We start from the raw sequence: 18,024 nt of genomic DNA on the forward strand, positions 1-18,024 counted from the left end.
TTCGCCCTTATCTTCTTATATCTTCAATTATTATATACAATGATGGTACTAAAATAAGAGTTATAAATGTAGCAAACAAGATTCCAAATCCTAGTGAAATAGCCATAGGGATCAAAAATTTTGCCTGTCTAGATGTTTCAAAAATCATAGGCATTAATCCGGCAAAAGTTGTAAGTGTAGTTAAAAAGACTGGCCTAAATCTTTGAATAGCCGCTTCTTTAGCGGTTTTTAAGGCGCTAAAACCAAATTTTTCTCTATATTCGTTAGCAAATTTGATCATTATCAAAGAGTCGTTTACTACTATCCCAGAAAGCGCGATTATTCCAAATAGGCTTATTACGCTAAGGCTATAGCCCATCAAAAGATGTCCTAAAATGGCTCCGATGATCCCAAAAGGGATACTTATCATCACTATAAATGGTTGAATGTAACTTTTAAAAGGTATTGCTAAAAGTAGATAGATAACGGCTAATGAGATTATAAAACTAAATTTGAGACTAGATAGATTTTCTCTCATCTCAGTCTGCCTTCCTTCAAAGCTGTAATTGATACTTGGGAACTCTTTTTTTATCTCTTTTAAGACGCTATCTTGCAAATCGTTTAAAACTTCCAAAGCTTTACTTCTTGGCCTAATATCCGCTTCAACTGTAACTACTCTTTTGCCGTCTTTTCGTATTATTTCCATTGGAGAGTAGTTCCATCTTATATCTATGAGATTTAAAAGAGGAACTTCGTTTCCATCTTTGGTAGTTAGATACATATTGTCAAAATAGTAAAGAAGTTTTCTCTCTTTTAGAGGAGTTTTAGCCATAATTTTTACTTCGTCGGCTCCTACGATAATCCTTTGAGCCTCATAACCGTAAAATCTTCCTCTTATCTCTCTCGCTATAGTTTGAGCGTCAAAGCCCAAAATATAGGCCAACGGTTTTAAAACAAATCTTATCTCCTCTTTTGAGCTGGATATCCCTGCGTCTATATTGAAAACACCGGGATAGTTTTTTAAGCTTTGAGCCACCATTTGAGCCGTTTTTTTGAGCACGTTCTCATCAAAGTGGCTAAGTTCTACGGCAATCGGAGAGCCGTGAGCGCCTACCGAAGCGCTGGAGAAAAATTGCAAAGTTTCTACTCCTTCGATTTTTCCTGTCCTTTTTCTCCACTTTTTACCAAATTCTAAAGTGGACATTATCTCTTTTCTAATATCCGGATCGGCAAGATATACTCTAACTTCCGCACTATTAGCTCCTCCTCTTCCGACTCTAGCGTAGATTCCTTTGACTAGTTCATCTCCTCTATCTATACTCTTTTTAAGTTCTTGAGCGCTCTTTATGAGCTTTAAAACCGCCTCTTTGGTTTTTTCTACGTCGCTACCAGCTGGAAGTCTTATATATGCTCTAACATAGTCCGCTTCGGTGTCCGGAAATAACTGCATTCCCATTCTACCGCTTAGAGCGTAAGAGAGGGCAAGAACAAATAGAGACAAAAACAGCACTATCGTTGCGTATCTGTGACGTAAAACCAGATTTAAAAATTTCCCAAAACTAAATCTAACCCATCTTCTAAAAGCTTTTGAAAATCTTTTTTGAAAGCTTAATTTCTCTTTTTTGACTGAGTATGTTAAGTGCGACGGTAAAATAAATATAGATTCAAGCCAAGATATAACGAAAACGGCCGTTACCACAAGAGGAATAGCTTCAAAAATCTTTCCTGTTACTCCCGGCACGAAAAGTATCGGCATAAATGCTACTATATTGGTCAAGATACTAAAGGATACCGGTACCGCCATCTCTTTAGCGCCAAGCACCGAAGCGTTTAGAGGTTTGCAGCCTCTTTCTCTATATTTATAGATATTTTCGCCTACCACTATCGCATCGTCAACTACGATACCTAACGCAATAATAAATGCAAACAAAGAGATCATACTAATGGATATGTCTAAGATAGGAAAGAGTAAAAAAGAGCCCAAAAAGGAGATTGGTATCCCCATCATAACCCAAAAAGCAAGCCTAGGTTCTAAAAATAAAGACAAGGTTATGAGTACCAACACTAGTCCAAGAGCGGCGTTTTTTAAAAGTAGCTTTACCCTATCTTCAAAAACGTCCGCACCGCTTGATAATACCTCTAAGTTAAGATTTGGAGGCAAAAACTCTTTTGCCGTTTGTAGTTTTTCATCTACTATTTTTGAGATCTCTATAGGTGAGAAACTTTGCGGATTTCTTACCTCCATCCTGATTGCAGGCTTTCCGTTATAAAACGCAAAATAGTCTTCGTCTTCAAAGACCTCTTCGATTTTAGCAATATCTTTTAGTTTGACTATTTTGCCCTCTTTTGTGGTGATGATAGGGATATTTTCAAAATCTATAGGCTTTTCTCCCCTTTGGGAGAGTTTTAGTATCACCTCTCCCCTAGGCGTTTTAACTACTCCCGAAGATAACTCAAGAGAGTTGGCTCTAACTATATCGCTTATATCTTTCGTACTTAGTCCATATTTTCTTAAAATATCGTTTTTTATCTCTATGCTTATTTGAAGAGGAGATAGACCGTAAATATCGATTTTGGATATTTTTGGATTAGATAGAAGATGGTATTTTACTTTTAGGGCGTATTTGTATAAAGAGACCCGATCGCTTTTGCCGTATAGTATCAAAGAGATTGTTCTTCTTTCGTAGCTTCTTTTAGTGATTATCGGTTTTTCCGCCTCTTTTGGAAAAGTTCTTATCCTAAAGATAGCGTTTTCTATATCGTTTTGCAAAGTCTGTAAATCATATCCTCTAAAAGCTTCAACGTCTACCGTTGCGCTTCCCTCTCTTGCTACCGCTCTAAATCTTTTGATCCCTTCTACCGAGCTTATAGCTTCTTCGATAGGCAAAATTATCGCTTTTTCTATTTCGGTGGGTGATGCTTGAGGATAGGAGACTCTTATGCGAACTTCGTCTCTTTCGTAATCAGGAAAAACCTCCTGTTTTACGTAATTTAACATAAAAATCCCGCCCGCTAACAAAAAGATCATTAAAAGATTTGCTACTACTGGATTTTTTACCATCCAACTGATTGGAGTGTTAAAATCGGCCCTACATCTCATCTTTAGCCTTTGAGACTCGAACTTTCATATTTTCAAAAATGGTACTAAGATTGCTGATAACTACGTCATATCCTTTGAGATTATCGGCGCTTATGTAGGCGAACTCTTTATCCTCCCAAAGAGGCTCTTTTTGGATGATGTGTAGTCGGTTATCTTTGACGATCCAGATTTTATTGTTGGCTCTAATGGCGTATCTTGGGATTTTTGCTACGTTTTTGACTTTTTTGCCTACAATGTGGGTTTTTAGAAAATCGTTTAAAAATATCTCTCTTTTTAGCGGATCTTTTAAAAGGAAGATAAGTTTAGCTAGTTTACTAGTATCGTCTAGATCTTTTTTTATAGTAAACAAAGAGGCTTTTGTTTTGTTTTTAATTAAAACGTATGAGTTTTGATCTAAATATTTTAGTTTTTTTGGCTCTATTAGTGTTTTTATTAAAAATCTATCAGCCCTAGCGGTTTTTAAAAGAGTTTTGGAAGGAGAAACCACGTCTTTTAAAGCTACGAAACTATCTAGTACGATTAGATCGAACGGAGCTTTTATATCGCATCTTTTTATTTGAAGAAGGGTTAGCTCAAGATCGGCTTTAGCGGCTTTAAGCTGCGCTTTAGCATCTTCTATGTAAGGGATTCTTAAGACAAACTCTTTATCCTCTTTGGTTATGTTTCCCTCAAAATATCTAAACTCCTCTTTTGCTCTTTTTTGTTTTTGAATCTCTTCAACTAAATTTAGTTTTGCCCTTTTTAACGCGGCCTCCTTTTTCTCAATTTCTAGTAAAAAGTCGCTTTTATCCAGTTTTATGAGAAGCTCGCCTTTTTTTATTAGAGCTCCTTGAACTATTTTTGGATTTATCCAGATCACTTCTGAAGAGACTCTGGGCTTTATCTCTAAAACTCTAAAAGGGGTGACTTTTGATAGCTGAAATTGACTAAAATGAAAATCTCCTATAAGAGGTTTTTGAACTTTTACCATAGGAGCCCATCTTTTATGATGAGCTTTTTTGTGCATTTTAGGTTTATGCGTTAGCCACTGATAGGATTGATACAAAGATATTGCAAATAGTGTTGCCACAGCCAAGTAAAAGAGTAGTTTAATAATCTTTTTCAACTTTCATCCTTTTGCCAACCTGATGTAGTAGCTTTGTAAAAATCGACTATCAAAAGTAGAAGATCTCTTTTTGCTTTTAATATACTATTTAGATCATCTATCACTCTTATCTCATAATCGACAAGATTATACAAGCTGCTCTCTCCCGCTAAATATGCCTTCTTTTCAACTTTTAGTTCTCTTTTATCGTTTTGGATCTTTTGATTTAGATAATATAGGTATCTTTTTTGATCTTCAATCTTTTTTCTAATCTCCGCCGCCTCTTTCGTAGCCTCTAGAAGCGCTTGTTTATATTGATATAGCAGCTGTTTAGTTTTGTGCTCCGCGGCTTTTGCCGCGCTTTTTTTAGCCTCTTTATCAAAAATGATAGCGTTTATCGCCGCAGAAGCGCTTAAAAACCAGTTATCAAAAAGTTTGGATATGTTTTTTATATCAGAACTTATGGATGAGGTGATAGAAAAAGATGGATACTGCTCTTTTATAGCCGCGCCGTAGGCGTAATCTTGCGAAATCAGCCTTAGGTATAGTGACTTAATATCCGGTCTTTGGGCTATTTGTGATACGCTAATATCCGGGATTTTTATATCCGTTTTTAAGAAATCGGCTTTGACGAAGAGGCTATCTTCTATATCTTTAGATAGCAACGTTTTTAAAGAGTTTAGATAGATATTTTGATAAATCTTTGTAATTTTTAGTCTATATTCAATATCTTCAAGAGCTGTTTTTTGATTGAAAATTTGCGAAATCTTAGCCTCTTTACTAATATAGTTTCTTTTTAAGAAATCGAGTTTTTTTAAAGCTAGCTCTCTTTTTTTTACCAAAAGTTTTTCATTCTCTTTTTCGTAGCCTAAATAGATATAGTTTTTTGCTATTTCGCTGCTTATTAAGATCTTTGCGCTTTTAAGATCCTCTTTTGTAGATTTGAAACTAAACAGGTTCTTTTTTGTCTTATCTGAGAGTTTTTTGAAAAGATCTAATTCATATTTGAAAGTTATAGAACCTTCTAAATTTTCATCAATAAAGCTTTCGTTATCTTTATAATAGTTACTCTTTATTGAGGCGCTTACGGATGGATAGAGCGAAGATAGAGAATTTTTATACAGATATCTATACTCTTTTATTTTTTCCGTATAATATTTTATATCGTAACTATTTTTAAGAGAGGCCAAGATAATAGCGTTTAACTCCTCATTTTTAAAAACTCTCCACCACTTTTGGGGACGCTCTTTTTGTTGTGTATATTTTGGGATATCGATTTTTTGTTTTTCTACGTAACATCCGTTTAATATTAGAGCAATAATAGGCCAAAGATACCTCATAGCTCTTCATACGCCTCTTTTGCCAAAATAGCCGCGCCTAATGCAGTAGTGATTTGCGGATTTTTTGGAATGGCGAGCCTTCTTCCAAGCTCAAACTCTATAGCCTCTACCAAGCCTTTATTGAGAGCAGGCCCTCCGTCAAAATATATAACGTCGTTAAGTCCAACTTTTTTTGCGAGTCTAATAATTCTTTTTGCGATGGAGTAGTGGATACCGGTTACGATATCTTCCACCTTATGTTCGTTTCCTAGTAAAGAGATGATTTCAGACTCTGCAAAAACGGCGCAAGTACTGTTAATAGGAAGGGGAGTGCCTCTTGATTTGAAGTGATACTCCCCAAGCTCTTCCACGCCGATTTCAAGTTTTGCGGCGGCTACATCTAAAAATTTACCTGTACCTGCCGCACATCTGTCGTTCATAGCAAAATTTACCACGTTTCCTTCCTCATCCAGCGAAATCGCCTTTGAGTCTTGTCCGCCTAGATTTATAATGGTCCTAATCGTTCCAAACTCTTTGCCGGCATATCTCGCTCCTATGGCGTTTGCCGTGATTTCGCTAATGGTTTCGTCCGCTTCTTTAAAAAGCTTTCTTCCATATCCGGTAGAAACTATATATTTTAGATTCTCTTTTTTTAAATCGACCTCTTTTAGTAAAAGTTCTAGATTCTCTTTTGCGTATTTATAAAACATACTACCGCTACCGGCTATTTTTGAGCCTAAAATCTCAAGTTCTTCGTTTATTATAACAATTTTTATAGCGGTTGAGCCAATGTCGATCCCGGCAAAACAGTTCATCGTTTTTTTCTCCTCCTAACTTTTAAAGATTCTATAAAGGCTTCTATTCTAGTTGAGAGCTGTCCGCCTTGAGCAGGACTATAATCGGACTCAACGTATAGCATTGGGATCCCTAGACTCTCCATCTCTTTGGCTATACTTCTTTGCTCCATCTCGTAAACTTGACAACCTGCAAAAGATTGATAAACCACTCCTTCTACCTCGTAATCTATGATCAACTCTTTGAGTCTTCTTTTTCTATCTTCGTTTTGCGTAAAGATGGGGCAAGTACACCCTTTGAGATATCGATCCGCGATTGAATCGACCATATCGTACATAAACCACTCATCAACCGAAACCATATCGTTTAATAGCCTATTTGCCGAACAGCTCTCATCGGCTACTATAATGCCGTCGGCTAGCTCTATCATCATAGGAAGCTTTAGATTTGGAAATATGGGAGGAGAGCCGGTATAAAGAATTCTTGGAGATCTTTTTCCGGCCGGGTTATATTTGGCTTTTGCCTTCTCTTTTACCTCTTTATAAACTCTTTTAACCGCCTCCGTCCATTTTTCGATATCGTCAAAAAAGAAGGCGTTGGTTATGAGAAACATATCTTTGCCAAGAATCGGAGAGGGTTTTAGTTTTCTAAGTTCGTTTAAGTCGTGGTATATTTTTTGAGCTTTACCCACTTTTTTGATCGACTCTTTCACCTTTTTTCTGTTGATCTTGACTCCTAGCTCTTTTTGGAGATCTTTAGTAAATTTTCTAATAGTTCTTCGCCAATACTCTCTGCTCTCTTCGCTCTCTTTTACTCTTGGAAACTCTAGATGATACATCTCATAACCCATATCTTCTATCATCGATATGGCTTTGGTTTTTTGATCACAAGTTGTAGGATGTATGACAAGATCTAGTTTTTGTGCGGCCGGGATATCTTTATTGGAAAGCATTCCAAGAGTCGCTTTTACCAAAGAGCAGGATTTTGTAGGCATAAACTCTCCGCCAAGCTGTTCGTCGGTATAAAAACCGTTACACAATCTAACGGGTACCGCATCGGCGGCATAGATGATTTCGTAGGGAACCTGTATGCACATAGTTCCTACTGTAGGCTTATCAAAATGTAGTTTTTCTCCCTTACAGTAGATTTTTTCGTATAAATCGTAAAAATAGCTCATAGATTCTAGATTATCTTTAAAATCGTTTTTAAGAGAGTCTAAAATCTTTACCGCCTCCATAGCCTCGTGGCGTCTATGTCTTGTTTTTGGATCTTCCATTTTTCTTAATCTATTTGTCATCTTCAAACCCCATTCTTTTTGCAAATCCGCCTTTTGTAGATTTAAATATAGTCCATTTTACTATATCTACTTTTAAGGCGTCCTCTTCGGGACACGCTCCAACGCACTTTAAACAGAAAATACAGTCGTCTCTTAAAATATTTTTACTTGTGACGTCATCTGCTATATCTTTGATCTGCATATCGCATACCCTATAACAATCACCGCATTTAGTACATTTTAAACCATCTTTTTTTAGCCTCAAAAGCGCAAAGGGGCTAAAAATGTAGTGCATAGCGCTCATAGGACAAAAAAAACAAAAAAACCTCTTTTTGATAAAAGAGCCGACAAAAAACAGAATAGTAAAAGTTATACCAAAAGCGGTTAAAAACATTGCAGTTTTTGATGAAAAATCTATATACCATTGGCTAAAATCTCCAACAAACATAGGAGTAATGACTCTTCCGGGACACATTTTACAAAATGCGGCTCTCCACTCTCCGCTTAGCAGTCCAGCTCCTATCATAAGAGGAAATATTACTACAATTACCAAAAAGATATATTTTATCTTTTTTAGTTTCTCAAATTGACTTTGCGTATAAGTAGAGTAGGGGATCTTGAAAAATTTACGTAAAGATGTGATCCAATCTTGCATAGTCCCAAGGGGACAGATATATCCGCACCAGGCTTTATTGAAAATGATAAACCAGGCCAAAAAGGTTAAAAACCCGGTTAAAACTCCAATACTGGCCATACTAAAGAGTCTATCCCATCCTCTTGCAAGTTGATGTTGCAGAGGCATAAAGTAGCACATCCCTCCGTTTTCATCGTTATAACCGCAAGAAAACATCGGCATTTCTCTTCCAAGATCGATAGCTAGATATCCGCCGTATATAAAAATGACAAAGAAAAAGAGCTGTATCCAAAACCTAAATTTTCTTATATCTATTTTGTTGATTTTATCTCTAATCTTCATCTATTCTTACCTCTTTAAATGGTTTTTGCGTTTTAAGTCTGTAAAAAAGGATCCCTGCGCTTATAGCTAAAAGGAGTATGATAGAGATCAACAGCGCGTATGCGTATGATTGAAACTCGTTTCTATTAGGAGAGTATGTGCCGTAATATGTGGCTTCATATACGTTCTCATCCTTTTCATACTTTGTCGTTACCAAAAACTTTTCTCTATATCTTTTGTTATACTTTTCGATAGGAGGGTAGTAATCTTTTATAAGTTTAATAGAGGCGATCCCTTTGTCGTTTGTAAACAGACTTTTTTGCCATCCAAACTCAGTTTTTAAGGTGACTATTGCATTTTTTAGAGGTTTGCTGTCAAAAAGCACCAAAAATCTTAACTCTTCCCCGGTGGTAAGTCTTGAGTAGAATGTTTCGTTGTCGTTTCTGAGTCTTAAGATATCTATAGGTATAGATTTGTTAGTTTTGGGAGCCATTTTGTTTTTATCGTAAACCGCGTGTTCGGAGTGGTCAAATCTTTTAAACTCAAATTTAGCTACTTTTATGTAGTTTTTGTTATCTCCTTTAAACTCTCCTACGTAGTATAGAGTGTAATATCCGCTCTTTGGCATCTTGTAAGTTAGACTTAAACAGCCTCTTTTTTTTGGATGTAGGCGTTGTGTCTTAGCGTCAGCGTCTATTAGGAGAAATTTTCCTTCTATTTTAGTTACGCATTTTGGAGAGTCTAGTTCGCCGCTAACGATATAGACTCTCTTTTTAGGTACTTCTGTTGGCACTCTTCTAACATAGGCTCTTCTTTTCCCAAGTCTATCGGTTAACCAGATGGTATCTTTGTAGGTTGGGACAATCTTTTGGATATTTTGACTTTTTTGTTTCATATAAGTTGCTACGTTTTGATGATTGTGTCCTCTTGGCTTTCTACCGTAAGTATCTATTACGTAATCTCTATATAGATTTACCGAGATAAAAAAGATTATCAGTAAAGAGGCAAAAGGAAAAGCCAACAATTTTCTCGTCTTAGTAGATTCAATCAGCTCAAATCTTCTATATAAGATATAAAATGCCCATATAACGCCTATCCATCTAAAAAGGTGAAAAATCGCCAACCATTTATCTCCTCTTTTAGCCAAAGGCTCAACGTCTAGGGAAAAGCCAAAACCCCAAGCAAAACCCTCTACAATTCTTTCATAGTTTCCGGTAAAGAAAAACTCTAGCGCGTGTCCCATAGAGGCTAGTATAAAAAGAGGGGCAAAAGCGTAGCCTAGCGTATAAAAAGTGGTCGAAAAATCTTTTTTTAAGATTTTCGATGCTATCCACATCCCGATAACGGCGGCCAAAATCGTAAACAAAGTAGCGTATAAAAATGCGAACATTCCTACGGCGTCAGCACCTCCGAAATCTATAAACTTTTTAAAAAATTGAGCCGTTTTGTACCAGATAAACTCTTGAGCTATGTTGCTTCTTCCAAGTCCATGATGAAAAGCCATAGATATAGGAATAGCGGCTAAGATAAGTATATATACCCAAACTTCCGCTTTTAAGATTTTGAACTTTTTATATAGAGAAAAACCGGGTTTTGTGAAGCGAAAATTGATAGCCGCGCAAGATTTCGTACACTCCATACACAAAGTACAATCGCTCATAGAGTTTTTTTTGTTGAAGTTAAACGGGCTTAGTCCATACGGGCAGCTTTTGGCGCAATCAAAAGTTTTACACTCTTTGCAGGCTTCCTGGTATGAGCCAAACCAAGTAAAAGAGAGTTTAGAGTAGGCTCTAAGAGCGGTACCTATGGGACAGATATATTTACAATAACTCATATCTTTATAGAGATAGTAAAACAAAAAGGCTACAACCGTCATCACCGCAAAGAGGATTGCACTTCCAAGAGGGGTTCTGTAGACTCCAGGAAATATATAGTAAACTCCCCACCATCCTAAAAATAGAAGCATTATACCTATGTATCTATTTTCAAGCCAAGAGGGCATTCTCTTTTTTAATCCAAAATCGGTGATATATTTACCTAAAAAGCCGTGAGGGCATATACCGCAAAAGATTCTTCCAAAAGTTGGAAGTGTGGTTACTATAAAAAGCGGCCAAAATATCCCCCAAAATACTGCTCGCGTAAAGCTGTTCTCTTTTGTAGGCTCCACAAATCCTAGATAGATTGCGTAAAAAAAGATAAAGAGTGCCAAAATCCTTACGGTAAAAATAAACTTTTCGTTTTTAAAGATAGTTTTTAAGATAGGTATTCGAAATATATCGTTTGTAGCTCTTTTTATGTATCTTACCATTATCTATCCTTTATAGTTTTATGTTGCCAGTCAATATAAAAAGACCGGTTGTAAAAAGTAAAAGAGCCGAGGCTATCTGGATACTTTTTTTATAGCGAGCAAACTGCAAAAGCAACTCTTTTATGATGGGTGATAGGAAAAGTCCGTAAAATAGTAGTGTAAACAGTACTGCACCAATACCAAAAAGTAGTCCGTATATCAAAGCCAATATTGGTGAAGAACTGTTTGCACTAAAAGCGATTAGTGCTAAGTTGGGCGCGCATAGGTTAAATGAGAACAAAAAACCTAGTAAAAAGTAGTTACTATTTTTGACGGTTCTAACTTTGCATGAGCTAGCGCAATTTCGGCTAAAGAGAATATCGTAAAAGATCTTAAATGATAAAAAAACCACCGTTAACCCGGTTAAAATCTGCCATATCTGGTTACTGTTTAATAAGTTTTTTAAACTTTGAGAAAAGAAAAAGGCTAAAAAAGAGATAGTAACATACGTTAAGACTCTTCCCAAACTAAAAAAGGTTACAATCTTTAAAGAGGTGGTTATAGTTGAAGAGTTTATTACTAATATAGGAGTTAGAAGGGGAGCGCAAGAGAGAAAGCATAGAGACAATCCGTAAGAAAGCCCCGTAATAAAGATGGTTATAAACGCTCCCGCTTCCATTTTTAACCTTTAAAAAGAGTATTTTATACCAGCATAATAAACCCTACCTGGATCTACAGTAATACTTGCGTCTTCTGCATCAAGTTTTCCGTCTCCACTTCTATCACTAAATAGATAGACGGTTCTATAGTATTGGTTATCGGTAACGTTATCAATGCGTACGAAAAACTCTAGATCCTTTCCTCTTAATTTGGTATTGTATCTAGCTTGAATGTTTAGAACTCCGTATGACGGCATCTTTACGAAATTTGTCTCATCTGAGTAATAGCTTGATTGCCAGTACCACTCGTTGATCAGTTTCCATTTAGGAGTTAATTTGATATAGGTGAAAAGATCAAATTTATGATGAGGAGTTCTAGGTAGTTGATTGCCGTTAATTTCATAAGTCTGATCTCCCGTAGATCTATAAGTGGGTGCTAAATCGACTGTGAACGGAATATGAGAAGTATAATAGGCGTCAAGATAGGTATATGAAAAGTCAAAGGCTAGTTTTTTGCTCTTATCGCTTCCCAAAGAGAGCTCTACACCTTTACTTCTAGCATCTCCTACATTATCAAAATATACGTTAGAACCGTAAGAGTAGTATGTTCCCCCGTTTCTAGCTATAATATCTTTAGTATCTAGGATATAAGCCGATATGTCGTATCTAAAGCTGTTGTTAAGAGCATACTTTTTACCTCTAAAACCTATTTCGTAATTTATAGTAGTTTCGGTATCGATATCTGGGTTGTTCGCCGTATATCTGTTGGGATTGAAATCTGCTGCGTAAAGCTCGTAAACTCTTGGATTTCTAAATCCGGTAGAGATGTTTGTGTAAAATGTATCGTTTGAGGTTAGTTGATAGGTAGCTCCTACTCTATAAGAGAAGTTTTCAAAACTGTGATCTCTATTTACATTGTTTAGACTCCATACAGTTCCGTTATAGTCGTAACTTTGCTCTTCATACTCATACTCTTCTTTATCGTATCTAGCGTTGAAAACAGCTGTTAGTTTAGAGGTTATCTTATGCTTTGTTTCGCCGTAAATCCCTAGTCTATCTTCGATTGCATTAGAGTCGCTCCACTCTCCTTTATAGTAAGTACCCCTTCTACTAGTATAAGTTACTGTAGTGATATCGTACTCTTTTAACTCTCTTTCTCCTACGTCTAAACCTAATCATATAGGCTAGATTGCCGATAGTGTCTCTATACTCTGTTTTTAGCCCTTTTTGGTAGATATCTTCTGTACTATCTCTTGTGTAAGTATCTTCATAACCGTCGCTGTTTAGATCTTGTGGAGAGGCTTCATAGTCGTATAGATCTACGTAGTAGTAAACATTTGCCAAAAGATTTGCACCATTATCGAAATCTTTGCTATAAGTTATAAAATATTTATCTATATCTGAGTAATAGTCGTGATTCCAAGGAAGATCCGGATCGCTAGCACCGGTAGGATCAGTTTTTGCCGTAGTTACTCCGGTTACACTACCTCTTGAGCTCTCTTCATATTTTCTTGTTATATCGGCACCGAAGGTGATTTCGCTCATATCGTCTATAAAGTATGTAAATTTTCCGCTGACTGATTTTGACCAGTTTTCGCTCATATCCCAGTATCCGTCGGTGTAACGGTAAGCGGCGATTATGTTTGCTAGGTATTTTTCGGTAGCTTTATACGCTGAGGCTCTATAGTTTTGATAGCTGTAGCTTCCAAATTCGGCTTCTACTTTAACCATATCTTTGTTTTTAGGTTTTTTGGTTGTTATGATAACGGCTCCGGCAAGAGCGTTTGGTCCATATAGATAAGAGGCTCCCCCTTTTATCACTTTAATGCTTTCTATCTCATCTAAGTTAAATTTTACTTTCCCTCCGTTTTGTAAAACAGGAACTCCATCTATAACTATGGCAACTCCCGTATCTTCCCACATAAACTCTTGTTGAGCCACCCCTCTCATATGTATCTCTACTATGTCTCCTGCTCGAACATCAGCTGTGATACCAGGTATAGTTCGAAGGATCTCGTTTATGTTTTTTGGGTCGATTATCTCAATCTTTTTTTCATCGATGACATCCGTTTTTGAAACTTCCGTTTTTGGGTCGGTAAAAATATCTTCGATAGTAGAAGACTCTACGACTATATTATCTAAAGATAGCTCCTCAGCGCATATCAAAGAGGAAAAGAGCGCTACACCTAACAATAAAAAATTTTTTTTCATTTAGGTACTCCTTTTGTGGTGTGTATCGAAAGGAAGTATAATGAATAAGTGTTAATTAACTGTTAAATAAAACTTAAATAAAAATTTATATCTTAAAAATTATAAAAATATCCCTTTTTTGTTATTTTTTATCTATTTGACTTAAAGTGTGTGATATAATTTGAGCTGTTTTTTAGATAAAAATTTAAGGAGTTAACATTGCATTCGATATTTAGAGAGTATGATATAAGAGGAATATTTGATATAGAGCTTAATGAAACAATAGTTAAAAAAATAGGTTATTTTTTAGGCAAAAGAGTAAAAAAGTTTGGTAAGTATGTTGCTATAGGATATGATGCGAGGCTGCATTCTCCAACTCTTTTTAATTGGTTAACTAGCGGGTTTAACAAGGCTGGAGTGGAAGTTTTAAGTATGGGGATGGTTCCAACGCCGGTAAACTATTTTAGTAATTATCAAGAGTTTGATATTGAGGACAAAAAGATAACTCCCTCGGCTTCAGTTATGATAACAGGTTCGCACAATCCTCCGGAGTATAACGGTTTTAAGATAACGATAGATAAAAAACCTTTTTTTGGTGAAGATATATATAAGCTTGGCGATGAGGTGGTAGGTAGCGATATTGTTATTGAAGACAATGAAAAATATCACTTTATAGATGCGAAAGATAAGTATATAGAGTATATGAACGAAAAATTTTCCCATATATCTTCTTTAGATAAAAAGATAGCCGTAGATTGCGGTAACGGCGTAGCTGGAATAGTAATAGAGCCTATTTTTAACTCTTTAAAACTAGATTTTAACTCTTTGTACTGCGAGCCTGACGGAACTTTTCCCAACCACCATCCAGACCCAAGCGAAGAAGAGAACCTAAAAGATCTAAAAGAGGCTTTAAAAGAGGCTGATTTAGGTTTTGCCTATGACGGAGATGCGGATAGAATAGCTTTTTTAACCAAAGAGCATAATTTCAAAGGAGATGAATTAGCTATAATTTTTGCTAAAGAGATAGAAAATCCGGTAGTCGTCGGCGAGGTAAAATGTTCCGGGATAATGTATGAAGAGATAAACAAAATAGGCAAAGCGATTATGTATAAAACGGGACATAGTAATCTTAAGGTAAAGATGAAAGAGGTAGGCGCCGATTTGGCGGCCGAAGTTAGCGGTCATATCTTTTTCGCCGATAGATATTTTGGTTATGATGACGCTATATACGCTACACTTAGGGTTTTAGAATTGATTAAAAATGGCGTTGATTTTGATGCTCAGATTGCAAAACTTCCAAAAGTTTATAATACACCTGAAATCAAGATAGAAACTAGTGAAGAGAAAAAGTTTGAGATTATTGAAAAATTAAAAGAGTCTTTAAAAAATCCCCCCGCGGATTTTCCAAAAATAGAAGAGATTATTGATGTTGATGGAGTAAGGGTTGTTTTTGAGGAGGGTTGGGCTCTTGTTAGAGCAAGCAATACAACACCGGTTTTAGTGACTAGATTTGAGGCTAAAGATAAAGAGAGGGCAGAGTATTATCAAAAAAAGATTTTAGAAATTTTAGATATGATTATGTAACTATTAGTATATTGAACGCTCTGAAAAATTACCAAATTTCACTCAAGCAAGTTGTAATTTTTCCTTTTAGGAAAGCTTGAAAATTTTATTAAAAAGTACTAAGCAAGCGTACTTTTTTCGCTTTATGGCGAACATAAAATTTTCAAGCTAAAATTACAAAGCTTTCGCTCAATTTATAATTTTTCAGAGGTCTCTATTAGTTATTAGTGTATTGGTAATCTTTGTTTAATACACTAAATATATCATCAACAAATAAAAGATAACAAAAAGGATATAAATGCAAATAAAGCTAAATTCTCCTCTTGATATGCATCTACATTTAAGAGACGGCGATATGTTAAAAACTGTAGCGCCTCTAAGCGCCAAAACATTTAGCGGCGCTATAATTATGCCCAATCTCGTCCCACCAATAACGACTAAAGAGGCGCTTTTAAGCTATAAAGAGAGGATCTTAAAAGCTATAGGCAGAGAGAATTTTATACCCTATATGACACTCTTTTTTAAAACCGACTACGATTATGAGTTTTTAAAAGATATAAAAGATGAGATTTTAGCGATAAAGCTCTATCCTGCTGGGATTACAACAAACAGTGAAGATGGTGTGGATAATTTCAGTATAGATTCTTTAGCTCCTATTTTAGAGGCTATGAGCGAGCTTGGTATAGTTTTATGTGTTCACGGAGAGACGAACGGTTTTGTAATGGATAGAGAGGCTGAGTTTATCCCTATATACGAAAAAATCGCAAAAAGATTTCCCAAACTAAAGATTATCATGGAACATATAACCACAAAAGAGGCGGTAGAGGCTTTGGATAGGTACGAAAATCTTTACGCTACCATAACTCTACATCATCTTTTTATAACTTTGGACGATGTAGCAGGAGGTCTTTTGAGACCACATCTGTTTTGTAAACCGATCGCCAAAAGACCCGAAGATAGAATGGCATTGAGGAAGGTGGCTTTTAGCGCTCATGAAAAGGTGATGTTCGGAAGCGATTCCGCGCCTCACCCAAGAGACAAAAAAGAGGCTCCCGGATGTGCTGCCGGGGTATTTACGGCTCCCGTTGCTCTACCGGCTCTAGCGCAAATCTTTTATGAAGCGGGAGCCATAGAAAATCTTCAAAAGTTTGTTAGCCAAAACGCTCAAAATATTTACGGCGTTACACCTCCTTTAAAAGAGGTGATTTTAGAAATGGAGAGTTTTGAAGTTCCTAAAGAATATAACGGCGTCGTACCTATGTTTGCAGGTGAGAGTTTAAGTTGGAGAGTAAAAGATGTCATTTAAAATACTTCTTTTGGAAGATGATAAACTTTTTGCCGAAACGATAGAGGATTTTTTAGAAGAGGAGAACTTTATCGTAAGTGTTGTGGATGACGCTAAAAAAGCGCTTAATAGGTGTTATAAAGGAAAATATGATCTATATATATTTGACGTAAAAGTTCCTTATATGAGCGGATTTGATCTTTTAAAAGAGTTAAGAAACTCCGGAGATGATACTCCTACTATCTTTATAACTTCGCTAAAAGAGAAAGAGGATCTATCAGAAGGTTTTATGGCCGGAGCCGACGATTATCTAAAAAAACCGGTAGATCTTGAGGAACTTCTTTTTAGAATTAAAGCAATTCTTAAAAGAAGTGTTGGAGAAGAGCTTATCTCTTTTGGAGAGTTTAGATTTGATATGAAAAGAAAGATCTTAACGAAAAACGATAAAGAGATAGAGTTAAACCCAAAAGAGCTTGAACTATTGGCGCTTCTTTTAAAAAATAGAGGAAAAACCGTTACGAAAGAGATGATTTTTGAAACTCTTTGGAATCCAGACGAGATTATAAGCGAAGGGGCATTAAGGGTGTATATAAACAACATTAAAAAAACTATAGGTAAAGAGTATATAACAAATATAAGAGGGGTTGGTTACAGATTTGAAAAATAGTTCTGAAATAATAAAGTTTTTAATCTTATTTGTCATTATTAGCGCTATTTTACTTATAATCCAGTTTATAACTTTAAAATTTTTGGGATTTACCGAAGAAAATTTTATGTACGCCTCTTTAATCACTCTATTTTTTTCTATATTTTTCGGTTTTTTGCTCTCTAAATTTTCTCTAACTTCGGTGATACAAACAAATAGACTCTTAGATAGACTTTTAAAGGATACCCTGCATGAACTCAATATTCCCGTAGCTACTATTTTAGCAAACGTTAGTATGATCAAAAGAAGAGAAAAAGATGAAAAGAAGCTAAAAAGATTATCAAGGATCCAAAAAGCATCCGAGCAGCTTTTAAATCTTTACAAAGATTTAGACTATTTCATAAAAAGAGAGATACAAAAAGTTAATTATGAGGTGTTTAATCTTAAAGAGTTGGTAGAAGATAGGATAAACTTTTTTGAAGACGTAAAAAATAGTATTGAAATATATACAGATTTAAAAGAGGTTTATGTAAAAGCTGACAAAAGTGGTTTTTCAAAAACTATAGACAATCTTCTCTCAAACGCTATCAAATATAACAAAAAAGATGGTTTTATAAAAATAGTTCTTAACAAAAAAGAGCTTGTTTTCGAAGATAGTGGCATAGGGATGGATGAGAGCGAGATTGTTAAGATTTTTGAGAGATATTATCAATCTTCCGATTCAAAAAGTGGGTACGGTATAGGACTCAATATCGTTAAATCTTTTTGTGACGAAAATGGTATATTGATTTCAATAGATTCAAAAAAGGGAATTGGTACGAAAATTTCATTAAACATTCAGAAAATTTTAACTTAAAATTAACATTTTTTTGTAAAAATTAGGTAA

At 35.6% G+C, this 18,024-nt stretch carries 14 protein-coding genes; 4 read left to right on the forward strand and 10 right to left on the reverse strand.

Annotated features, from left to right (window positions below):
• Window positions 1-7 precede the first annotated feature (7 nt).
• Genes NIL_RS02720 through NIL_RS02765 form a run of 10 tightly spaced genes read right to left on the reverse strand, consistent with a single transcriptional unit; the run spans window position 8 to window position 13,665 of the window.
• Window positions 8-3,079, reverse strand: coding sequence for an efflux RND transporter permease subunit (locus tag NIL_RS02720; protein WP_187648099.1), 3,072 nt, complete (start codon window positions 3,077-3,079; stop codon window positions 8-10).
• Window positions 3,069-4,184, reverse strand: a complete 1,116-nt coding sequence (locus NIL_RS02725; protein WP_187648100.1) for an efflux RND transporter periplasmic adaptor subunit — start codon at window positions 4,182-4,184, stop codon at window positions 3,069-3,071. The genes NIL_RS02720 and NIL_RS02725 overlap by 11 nt, the downstream gene beginning before the upstream one ends.
• Window positions 4,181-5,503 (reverse strand): TolC family protein, encoded by a 1,323-nt coding sequence (locus tag NIL_RS02730; protein WP_187648101.1) that lies wholly within the window; start codon window positions 5,501-5,503, stop codon window positions 4,181-4,183. The genes NIL_RS02725 and NIL_RS02730 overlap by 4 nt, the downstream gene beginning before the upstream one ends.
• On the reverse strand, window positions 5,500-6,297 hold the full coding sequence (locus NIL_RS02735) for an acyl-CoA dehydratase activase (RefSeq protein WP_187648102.1): 798 nt from the start codon (window positions 6,295-6,297) through the stop codon (window positions 5,500-5,502). The genes NIL_RS02730 and NIL_RS02735 overlap by 4 nt, the downstream gene beginning before the upstream one ends.
• A complete protein-coding gene (locus NIL_RS02740; protein ID WP_197972119.1) occupies window positions 6,294-7,598 on the reverse strand; it encodes a double-cubane-cluster-containing anaerobic reductase in 1,305 nt (434 codons plus the stop codon). The genes NIL_RS02735 and NIL_RS02740 overlap by 4 nt, the downstream gene beginning before the upstream one ends.
• Window positions 7,564-8,529, reverse strand: coding sequence for a 4Fe-4S binding protein (locus NIL_RS02745; RefSeq protein ID WP_187648103.1), 966 nt, complete (start codon window positions 8,527-8,529; stop codon window positions 7,564-7,566). Before NIL_RS02745 ends, NIL_RS02740 begins: the two co-directional genes overlap by 35 nt.
• Window positions 8,519-10,816, reverse strand: a complete 2,298-nt coding sequence (locus NIL_RS02750) for a 4Fe-4S binding protein (protein ID WP_187648104.1) — start codon at window positions 10,814-10,816, stop codon at window positions 8,519-8,521. Before NIL_RS02750 ends, NIL_RS02745 begins: the two co-directional genes overlap by 11 nt.
• Before the next feature lie 10 nt (window positions 10,817-10,826).
• The gene (locus tag NIL_RS02755) at window positions 10,827-11,474 is read right to left on the reverse strand and encodes an urease accessory protein UreH domain-containing protein (protein WP_187648105.1); all 648 of its coding nucleotides are present in this window, start codon (window positions 11,472-11,474) and stop codon (window positions 10,827-10,829) included.
• A 9-nt stretch (window positions 11,475-11,483) separates the two neighbouring features.
• Window positions 11,484-12,587: a TonB-dependent receptor gene (locus tag NIL_RS02760; protein WP_187648565.1), complete on the reverse strand. Its 1,104-nt coding sequence runs from the start codon at window positions 12,585-12,587 to the stop codon at window positions 11,484-11,486.
• Window positions 12,565-13,665 carry a TonB-dependent receptor plug domain-containing protein gene (locus NIL_RS02765; RefSeq protein ID WP_187648106.1) on the reverse strand — a complete coding sequence of 367 codons (1,101 nt, stop codon included), beginning with the start codon at window positions 13,663-13,665 and terminating at the stop codon, window positions 12,565-12,567. Before NIL_RS02765 ends, NIL_RS02760 begins: the two co-directional genes overlap by 23 nt.
• Window positions 13,666-13,863: 198 nt before the next feature.
• Between NIL_RS02765 and NIL_RS02770 the strand changes: the two genes are divergently transcribed.
• The 4 genes from NIL_RS02770 to NIL_RS02785 all read left to right on the forward strand — a co-directional run bounded on the left by NIL_RS02770 (window position 13,864) and on the right by NIL_RS02785 (window position 17,994).
• Window positions 13,864-15,228 (forward strand): phosphomannomutase/phosphoglucomutase, encoded by a 1,365-nt coding sequence (locus NIL_RS02770; protein ID WP_187648107.1) that lies wholly within the window; start codon window positions 13,864-13,866, stop codon window positions 15,226-15,228.
• Between the two features lie 277 nt (window positions 15,229-15,505).
• Window positions 15,506-16,513, forward strand: a complete 1,008-nt coding sequence (gene pyrC / locus NIL_RS02775) for a dihydroorotase (RefSeq protein ID WP_187648108.1) — start codon at window positions 15,506-15,508, stop codon at window positions 16,511-16,513.
• A complete protein-coding gene (locus NIL_RS02780; RefSeq protein WP_187648109.1) occupies window positions 16,503-17,159 on the forward strand; it encodes a response regulator transcription factor in 657 nt (218 codons plus the stop codon). The genes pyrC and NIL_RS02780 overlap by 11 nt, the downstream gene beginning before the upstream one ends.
• Entirely contained in the window at window positions 17,149-17,994 is an 846-nt protein-coding gene (locus tag NIL_RS02785; RefSeq protein WP_187648110.1) for a sensor histidine kinase, read from the forward strand. Before NIL_RS02780 ends, NIL_RS02785 begins: the two co-directional genes overlap by 11 nt.
• Window positions 17,995-18,024: the final 30 nt, after the last annotated feature.

The sequence above is a fragment of the Nitrosophilus labii genome (assembly GCF_014466985.1).
GTDB lineage: Bacteria > Campylobacterota > Campylobacteria > Campylobacterales > Nitratiruptoraceae > Nitrosophilus_A > Nitrosophilus_A labii.

Bases quoted from the DNA above. Each gene is read 5' to 3' on its own strand.
- NIL_RS02720 (WP_187648099.1), bottom strand. From the start codon at position 3,079: ATGAGATGTAGGGCCGATTTTAACACTCCAATCAGTTGGATGGTAAAA.
- NIL_RS02730 (WP_187648101.1), bottom strand. From the start codon at position 5,503: ATGAGGTATCTTTGGCCTATTATTGCTCTAATATTAAACGGATGTTAC.
- NIL_RS02735 (WP_187648102.1), bottom strand. From the start codon at position 6,297: ATGAACTGTTTTGCCGGGATCGACATTGGCTCAACCGCTATAAAAATT.
- NIL_RS02745 (WP_187648103.1), bottom strand. From the start codon at position 8,529: ATGAAGATTAGAGATAAAATCAACAAAATAGATATAAGAAAATTTAGG.
- NIL_RS02750 (WP_187648104.1), bottom strand. From the start codon at position 10,816: ATGGTAAGATACATAAAAAGAGCTACAAACGATATATTTCGAATACCT.
- NIL_RS02755 (WP_187648105.1), bottom strand. From the start codon at position 11,474: ATGGAAGCGGGAGCGTTTATAACCATCTTTATTACGGGGCTTTCTTAC.
- NIL_RS02765 (WP_187648106.1), bottom strand. From the start codon at position 13,665: ATGAAAAAAAATTTTTTATTGTTAGGTGTAGCGCTCTTTTCCTCTTTG.
- pyrC (WP_187648108.1), top strand. From the start codon at position 15,506: ATGCAAATAAAGCTAAATTCTCCTCTTGATATGCATCTACATTTAAGA.
- NIL_RS02780 (WP_187648109.1), top strand. From the start codon at position 16,503: ATGTCATTTAAAATACTTCTTTTGGAAGATGATAAACTTTTTGCCGAA.